The organism is Xenorhabdus sp. SGI240, assembly GCF_040081915.1.
Lineage (GTDB): Bacteria > Pseudomonadota > Gammaproteobacteria > Enterobacterales > Enterobacteriaceae > Xenorhabdus > Xenorhabdus bakwenae.
This window is the reverse complement of the sequence record NZ_JBEBMB010000067.1, coordinates 1-8696: the sequence shown is the minus strand read 5'-3', so window position 1 is coordinate 8696 and position 8696 is coordinate 1. Positions and strand designations below refer to the sequence as shown.

General features: G+C 39.4%; 6 protein-coding genes. All 6 read left to right on the top strand.

What is annotated here, in order from left to right:
- A partial coding sequence (locus ABLA76_RS13905; protein ID WP_348988372.1) for a helicase RepA family protein occupies nucleotides 1-961 on the top strand: 961 nt, incomplete at its 5' end.
- Nucleotides 962-2163: 1202 nt separating this feature from the next.
- A complete protein-coding gene (gene aroA / locus ABLA76_RS13900; RefSeq protein ID WP_348988371.1) occupies nucleotides 2164-3513 on the top strand; it encodes a 3-phosphoshikimate 1-carboxyvinyltransferase in 1350 nt (449 codons plus the stop codon).
- Nucleotides 3514-3532: 19 nt separating this feature from the next.
- Nucleotides 3533-4312, top strand: coding sequence for a phytanoyl-CoA dioxygenase family protein (locus ABLA76_RS13895; RefSeq protein ID WP_348988370.1), 780 nt, complete (start codon nucleotides 3533-3535; stop codon nucleotides 4310-4312).
- 3 nt (nucleotides 4313-4315) lie between these two features.
- Nucleotides 4316-6061, top strand: coding sequence for a thiamine pyrophosphate-binding protein (locus ABLA76_RS13890; protein WP_348988369.1), 1746 nt, complete (start codon nucleotides 4316-4318; stop codon nucleotides 6059-6061).
- A gap of 13 nt (nucleotides 6062-6074) precedes the next feature.
- Nucleotides 6075-7265, top strand: a complete 1191-nt coding sequence (locus ABLA76_RS13885; RefSeq protein WP_348988368.1) for an MFS transporter — start codon at nucleotides 6075-6077, stop codon at nucleotides 7263-7265.
- Nucleotides 7266-7316: 51 nt separating this feature from the next.
- Nucleotides 7317-8105 (top strand): SDR family oxidoreductase, encoded by a 789-nt coding sequence (locus ABLA76_RS13880; protein WP_348988367.1) that lies wholly within the window; start codon nucleotides 7317-7319, stop codon nucleotides 8103-8105.
- Nucleotides 8106-8696 lie beyond the last annotated feature (591 nt).

Below are 8696 nucleotides of genomic sequence, written 5' to 3'. Positions count from 1 at the left end.
CGTGGTTAAAGGCATTATTCCTGCACATTCCTTATGCAGCATTTACGGGGCGAGCGGGTCATATAAGAGTTTTCTGGCAGGAGCATGGGGCTGTCATATTGCTACAGGTAAGGCATGGGCGGGAAAACAAGTTGCTCAGGGTTCTGTGCTGTACGTTGTCGGTGAAGGCGGGATCGGCGTACCACGGCGTATCAAAGCATGGGAAATCGTTAATGGTCAGGTAGTTAAAAATATGTATCTAATCAATACCCCGGTATTTCCGGCCTCGCTAGCCGAAGTGCATGAGCTAGTGATCGCCGCCCAGCAGGTTGAAGCCGAAACGGGCAAACCTGTGCACCTGATTATTCTGGACACCCTCGCCCGCTGTTTTGGCGGCGCTGATGAAAATGACTCAAAAGATATGGGCGCGTTTGTCCGGGGCTGTGACGAACTGAAAGCCAAAACAGGCGCAAGCATTCTCGTGGTTCATCATTCCGGCAAGGATGAAAGCAAAGGTGCAAGGGGTTCCAGTGCTTTTCGTGCCGCGTTGGATGTTGAATACCGAATCAATAGGGAAGGGAAAAAAGGCGGTGCATTGGTTATCACCTGCACCAAGATGAAAGATGCCGAAGAGCCGGAAACCAAAGCCTATGACATGCGCGTGGTTGAACTCTTTACCGATAAAGACGGAGAAGATATTACGTCACTGGTTTTGATTGACAGGCCACGCGATCCGATTGAAGAGGAGGACATCGGGCATGTTTCCAATAAGAGCGATAACCACACTGCATTATGGCAGTGCATCCGGTCGCGCACTGCTCTGAAAGAACCTTGTAGCGTTGCTCTTGTCCGTGATGATTTAAAGGCAATGGGTGTGAATGTGAAAAATTTCAGCCGTTGGTTAATCAAGTTAGAGCAAGACGGACTGATTACCCGCAACGGGCAGGAACTCACCATAGTTAACCAGAATAATGAAAATTAAAAAATGAGTAAAAAAGTGAGGAGTGGTGAGGAGAAGGATTTTACAACTCACCGTTTTCCTCAATTTTCTCGCATATATACAGAAAAGTGAGGAGCAAAAAAGATATTGATTTTTAAGGATAAATAAATCTCAATTCCTTACCTGTTTTTGCAGTGAGGAAAACAAAAAGTGAGGAGAAAAATGAGGAATGAGTGAGGAGGCAAAATCTTTTCTGGCTGGTGTTTTTTCAGCCCTCCAGGGCGAGAGCGTGAGTGCTTAAATTAAAAACAACACGAACAATATCCAAACTATTTTGATGACAGGATGTGTTGGGTTGGGTTGCTTTAAATTTAATACAATTGAGAGTTATTTTCGCTCCAATTGTGTTCATAAAACGTTCACGCTCTCGTCCTGTTCAGCTCTCCGTGTTCCCGGGCTAATGAATTAGCCCGGTAACATGGAGAAGACAAGCGCAGCGCGTCAGTGTCATTCTACGTAGGCCAAAATTAATTAGCATCTTATTAAACGAGAACTCCTTTCTGGCTGGCAATCAGTTTAGCACTACAGGCCGTGCACATTCCTTATAACAGGATAAATCTTCATCAATTTTTTGTAACTGAAACCATGCTAATGAAGTTATTTTTCTATTCCTACCATAGTGAAAATAATCTGCTAGCGCTCCCAGATATAAACATAATTTATGCATGGATATACATCAAACCTACCGTTCATTATCAGTTAATTCAATAAGTTACTTAATAGACAAATGTCTTTTAGAACCTCAATTTTCAGAGATGAGTTTCTCCTGAGAAAAGAAATTTTTAAGATGACTACTCAGGTGCTTTCATGAATGAATTTATTATATAAATGCAAGTATTTTTGAAATTATAGTTATTACGTGAATTATATAATTAAAGAAATTAATATTTTATATTTTTGTTTTTTATAACCTTTAATTATAAGCTGATAAATAAAACTTTAAATTTGCATATAAGCTGTTTAGTATCTGCAAAGTAAAATTATTAGGATTTATATGATAAATTAAAATAAGTAGATCGTATTTTAACTCTATCTTACGGAATTAAAAACAGATTAAAATTTAATAATATTATTAAATTACATAAGAGTGTATTTCATATTTGGCTTTATAAACACTTAGTTACCAAAAAACAGGATATTTTATTTATTTGCAATGTTATTATTATGAAAGGAAAAGTAAAGTTATGTTGTCATTAAAATACCTAGCTGTTAATCCATCTAATTATATTCTTCATTCCGCTTATATACCCTCATCGAAGCCGGAAACTCAACGAGCTATTTTGGCTGCCAGCTTGGCTGATGGTAAGTCAATTATTAATAATGATTTACGTTGTCTGGAAACCAGTACAATGAAGGAAGCATGTCGCAATATTGGAGCCAGAATTATTGAGGAGCCGCGAAGATTAATTATTTATGGAACTGGTGGCAAAATTAGTCCTGAAAAAAAAGTCATTGATGCTCTCGGTTCGGGGCTAGTCTTCCGTGTAATAACCGCCCTTACTTGCCATAGTGATACTCCCGCTGTGATATCGGGTGATACTACTCTCAGAACTCGTGTGATGGAGCCTTTACTGAATTCACTTATTGAATTGGGTGGAAATATTACCAGTGTTCATATGAACGGAAAAGCACCTTTCATCAATTGGGGAGGATATATTGGTGGTGAATGCGAAATCGAAGGAAACATTAGTTCCCAATTTATTACAGCAATCCTTTTCGCAGCACCCCTTGCTAAAAAAAGTACTACTGTAAAAATCAAAGGGGAGATCCTATCATTATCCTATATTCGACAGACATTAGAAGTTCTTGCAATAGCCGGCATTAAATTTAAGCATAATGAAAATTTCTCCAAAATTACGGTATTCCCTGGCGAATATAGTCCTGCTGAATATACAATAACAGGCGATTACACTTCGTGTTCTTACCTAGTTGCGGTGGCAACTTTATTTCCATGTGACCTGATACTTAAAAATATCAACAGTAAGAGCTTGCAAGGTGAGCAGGCTATTCTGACATTTGTTGAAGAAATGGGAGTAGAAGTCATAAGAGATGATCAAAAAAACGAAATTAGATTGATTAATAGAAAAGGCCTACTAACTGGAAACTATGAATTTAATGTCAGTAATTGCCCTAATATTGTACCTACGCTAGCTTCAATAGGAATTTATGTCAATGGCTGTTTCAGAGTTACCGGGGGATCTATAACCCGTCTTCATAAATCACCAAGAATAAAAGCAATGGTAAATGAATTGCTAAAATTGGGTGTTAACATTCAACCTTTGATTATAAATGATGTTTATGACGGTTTCGAAATTCATGGCGCATCATCCTATTCTGGAAATTGTAGACTTTCTAGTTGGGGGGATCATCGTATTTTTATGTCTTTATTTTTAGCGTCATTACGTTGTCAACAGACTAATTACATTGATGGTTATGAAGATGTCCATTGTTCATTCCCTTCTTTCTTTAAAGAGTTTGAACAACTTGGTATTACATTCAAAGAAATGATTTACCAATCTGAGTCAGTTTATTAATTTTATTGAGGATATCAATATGAATATCACCAAAAAAATGCACGAGCAAGGGTATGTTGTAATACCTGAAATAATAGGCAAAGAAGAGATTAAAACCATCAGGAATTTTTATAAAAAAACCTCTGAGATAAATAATCTTTCAACTCTTCTTCCATCAGACATATTAAAAAACACTGAAATATTTCATGCTATTTTGAATGATAAAGCAGTTACAGCGATCAAGGAGATTTTTGGCAGAACTTTTTCTTTATTCCCTAATTTTACGATTCGGGAAAGTGTTTATATCCCTTGGCACAATGATGCCTATTTTTTACCTGATGAGGTAATAAATCCTGATACACACTTACAATTTATGCAATGTGCTATCTATTTGCAGGATAATGAGCCTGATCATGGAGGGGGAATAACACTAATCCCCTTTTCTCATCGGCTAGATCAAGCCACTGTGAAAAGTATGTTGAATACTCCACAAGCCTACGAAAAAGTTATCATGAGCAAAGCCGGTGATCTTATTCTCTGGGATAACAGAATAACTCACAGAAGCACTTATCCTGATAAGGGGCCTGACAACACCAAATTAGCCTTACAATGGACAGTCTCTGCTTCAGAACAACATAACGAACCATACCTACAGTACCTTCGGGATCGTGCTCAACATAATATGCATGTTTCAGATTATCTCCCCAAAAGCCCAAAACCTTATTTTGCAGATATGCCCAGTGTCCGATACCCAGACTCATTTCATGAAGATTCATTAAAAATAATGAAAAAGCAAAATATAGACTTTATAGGGTTATGAGCTATGACATATTCAAATAATGGACAGAAAGAAAATGGAGCATCTTATATATTGAGGCAGCTACGCCGGTTAGGTGCTTCTCACCTCTTCATGGTGCCAGGTAAGCTCATTAATGCATTCATGAAATGTTACCCGAAAGATAATGATTCAGTATTAGATATTTTTCCTGTTCCAGTAGTCACCGCCTGCGAAACGGGGGCTGCTTATATGGCAGAAGGATATGCTCGTGTCTCTGACAATTTTGGTATATGCCTAGCCATTGGTGGTCCAGGTGTTACAAATACTCTGACAGGCATAACTTCTGCCTACACAGATAATTTTCCTGTTTTGCTCTTAGCTGGCCAAATTTCTTCAGCAATGGAAATGCACAATGTATTACAGGACAGTACCCAATCTGGAATTAACCAACAAGCCATTTTTTCTCCGGTGACTCGCGCAACATTTGAAGTTAAAGCGGGTCAATCAATCAGCCGATTTCTGAGAGAATCACTCCGGGCAATGAAAGGAATTGAGAGGGGTCCTGTGTATCTGGGAGTCAGTAAGGAAATTTTAAATGAATATGATGAAAATCGCCCCGACATTAGTTCAAGCATTTCTGATTCTTGGAAAAATCGTCCGGTCGATATCAATAAAATACGTTCACCCGAATTTAAAAATTTCATGAGTAAAACCCATAATTGCATTATTCTCACGGGGTTACGCAGTAAAACATCTGAAACCGCTGATACACTGTTAGCATTTGCAGAAAAGTATCATTTCCCAGTGGCAACAACGCTAAGTGGTAAAGGGATATTTCCAGAAGATCATCCTCTGTCGCTCGGTATTTATGGTTATTCAGGTAGTCCCAGAGCAATTGAAGCATTTAAGAATCCAGAGTTGGAAGGTATTATCTTATTGGGCATGGATACCACTCAGTGGAGCACTATGTTATGGTCTCCAGACTTACAACTTTCGGGTAGAACAGTTCAGGTGGATACTAATCCCGAATATCTTGGTAAATACCTTGATATCACTTGTGGGATCACCGCAAACAGTAGTGCATTTCTGGAAGCTCTTGATGAACATTACTCTAATATTCTCACTCAAGGCCACTCCAAACGGGAGAAATGGTCACAGTACCTCAGTATAATTCCCAAGTATTTCCCTATTGATTTTAGCGCAACAGGCGATGCAACAAGACATCCAGCATCCTATATCAATATCCTCCAGAAACATTTTCCGGAAAATGGAATAGTCAGTGTTGATTCCGGTGCGCACCGATCATTTTTTGGTCATCATTGGATCGCTCGCAGACCTGAAGCGTATATATCAGCAACCACACTTGGCCCTATGGGCTGGAGTATCCCAGCAGGGATAGGAGCCAGCTTTGCTGCTCCAGATAGAAAATGTATGGTTATAACAGGTGATGGTTGTATGTTAATGCAGGGAATGGAGTTAGCCACAGCATCAAAATACCATCGCAATATACTTTTCATTGTCTTTAATAATGCATCTTATGCTGCAAGCTATTTTAATAATAAAGATAACAAAACAGATCTGACAAAAATTCCTGATTATGATTGGTGTCAATTGGCGAGAGGATTAGGGTTAAACTGTTTGTGTGTAAATTCGCCTGATCAATTACAGGAATGTATTGCCGGAATTATGCAACAGAACAGCCCATTCTTGATCGAAATTAAATGTGACAACCAACACACAACGCCAAATAAAGAATATAACAAACGCATAAAAGCGTTCCCACTCGTATGAAAGGTGAAAAGGCATGAAGTCAAAGCTCATTATCATCAATTCGTGCGTTATACTGGTATTGGGATTATTTTCTATAGACCTTTATAATCCGGCACTACCTATAATAAAAACCGCACTCGCAATTACTGACAATCAGGCACAAAGCCTTGTTGTTTATTATCTCATTGGTTTCGCCGTATCCCAACTTTTTTATGGGCCTCTCTCCGATAAACATGGACGCATTCCTGTCATTGTATTTTCCTTATTATTTTCCGCTATAGGTAATTATCTGACTTCTACAGCTGAATCATTTCACGCACTATCTCTATTCCGGCTTCTGACCGGTATTGGTGCAGGCGGGTGTCCGGTTATTAGCAGAGCTATACTCAGTGATACTTTCCGGGATAAGACGGAATTATCTAAATCTCTGGCTATTTTTTCGATGGCATCACAAGTTTCGCCTGCTTTTGCACCTGTCATTGGCGGGTATATTACAGAATATCTGCCGTGGAAGTTTAATTTTATTGCTCTTACTATAATGATGCTGATAGGTGCATTTTTTGTAAAAATGACGTTGCCGGAAACATCACCGATGAAATCAACGGACAATGGCCGGATAACAGGTTTTCGAATTCTGTTATCTAATATTAATTTTGTTGTATACAGTGTTGTCTCTGCCGTTTTATTTGCTATTACCATTGGTTATTTTACTGCCAGCCCTTTCGTATTCCAGACACAATTTGAATTATCTTCATCACAGAATGGATATCTGTTTATGGTCTATTCTGCTGGGATCGTAATCGGTTCGTTGCTGACAAAAAAATGGTTGTCACATTCCATACCTGAAAGAATTCTGAAAGTTTCACTGCCGTTATTAGTATTATTTACAGCGATGGCGCTTATTTTTATTTATTTTACTCAGATATTGTCGATTGAATTTATCATTATTTATAGTTTTGCGGTAGGGCTGGGATGTGGGCTGTCTTCTCCATTATTACTTGGGATAAGTTTGCATGGACATCCAGAATTGTCCGGGACAGGCAGCGCTTTACAAGGCGCACTAAAAATGGCCGGAGCAGCCATTGTATTATGGTTTTTCTCTAGTGGGCACACAACAACAGTAGCGGGTTTAATGTGGGGACTTTTCATTCTTGCCTTGATTTGTTTTGTTTTCATTACGTTTACTCTGTATAGGGTATCAGAAACAAAAAACCGGCGCTTATAGAACAACCAACATTGATAATTTTATCTTCACTGTCACACTAACGGAGAGAATATGGATCTTGGGATCGCGGGTCGCTGGGCTGTCATATGTGCAGCCAGCGAAGGTTTAGGATTTGCTTGCGCTGCAGCGCTAGCGGCAGAAGGTGTAAATGTTGTTATTAACGCACGAAGATCTGAACAATTGAAAGTGGCGGCACAACAGCTTCAAAATATAAATTCTGCTATATCCGTAAAATGGGTATCAGGTGACATAACACAATCAGAAATTCAGGATACTGTGCTGAATACACCACCTGTAGTGGATATTCTTGTCACAAATGCGGGTGGCCCACCAACAGGTATTTATTCCGACTGGACTCGTGAAATATGGTATCAGGCCATTAACACTAATATGCTTACGCCAATCAGCCTGATTCAGACTGTCATGAATAGAATGGTTAATCGCTGTTTTGGGCGTATTATCAATATTACCTCTGGAACAGTTAAAGCACCTCAAAGTGAGCTGGGATTATCAAACGGAGCGCGTGGAGGGCTAACAACTTTCATTAGTGGTCTGGCAAAATCTCATGCGTTGATGAGTAATAATGTCACCATAAACAATCTATTACCTGGCGCTTTCGATACCCATCGTCTGAGACAAACATTTGTACAAAAAGCGTCAATATGCGGAGATTCACCGGAAAGTATGGCAATACAACGAAGCCAGAAAATCCCCGCTGGACGGTTTGGTACTCCCGAAGAATTTGGTGCGTATTGTGCTTTTTTGTGTAGTAATTATGCAAGTTATATAACGGGACAAAATATCCTTATTGATGGTGGTGCCTATTCCGGTGTTTTTTAAGGCGCTTCCTTCTATATCCCATCATCAAGCAAAAATTTGACCCCGCTCGATAAAGCATTTCATTGTTATCAATGATCCATAACCTGCAAGGATCAGCATTAAGCGGCGAAATAAAACTCCTGTAGCCTGAAAGGGAAAGCAATAATTGCGGTACATCTGCGCACTTTTGGAAGCAGATATCGTCGGACAAATAACCTAATGTACCGATGTCCACAACTCGACGAGTTCCCGCCACTTGGCGTGGGCGAGTTATCAATTCTCCTGCATGGTTACTGCTTGTCCGCTTACAGCAAGTGAGGTCGAACGATGACATTTTTTCAAAACCTCTACATGATATCAGCAGTAGTGTTGAAGAAAAGCATGAAATTCAGATTTCCGATCAGGCTCGGTTGATTGAATTATTACAAATATTACTTTAACGCGATGCTCGACTTTAACATCCTATCACGTTGGCTTGTTGAAGCCAGTCGCGCTGACTTTTACCTTGTTTAACATTGGCAAAAATACCCAACGTGTGAGAAAGCAGTTTTCTGGCAATTCGATTACTCAAATGCCACAAATCCCGTGCCCAGCACTTCTCGATAGCAAATT

Excerpts from the sequence above, each read along its gene's own strand:
- aroA (WP_348988371.1), top strand. The coding sequence starts at position 2,164 with ATGTTGTCATTAAAATACCTAGCTGTTAATCCATCTAATTATATTCTT.
- ABLA76_RS13895 (WP_348988370.1), top strand. The coding sequence starts at position 3,533 with ATGAATATCACCAAAAAAATGCACGAGCAAGGGTATGTTGTAATACCT.
- ABLA76_RS13890 (WP_348988369.1), top strand. The coding sequence starts at position 4,316 with ATGACATATTCAAATAATGGACAGAAAGAAAATGGAGCATCTTATATA.
- ABLA76_RS13885 (WP_348988368.1), top strand. The coding sequence starts at position 6,075 with ATGAAGTCAAAGCTCATTATCATCAATTCGTGCGTTATACTGGTATTG.
- ABLA76_RS13880 (WP_348988367.1), top strand. The coding sequence starts at position 7,317 with ATGGATCTTGGGATCGCGGGTCGCTGGGCTGTCATATGTGCAGCCAGC.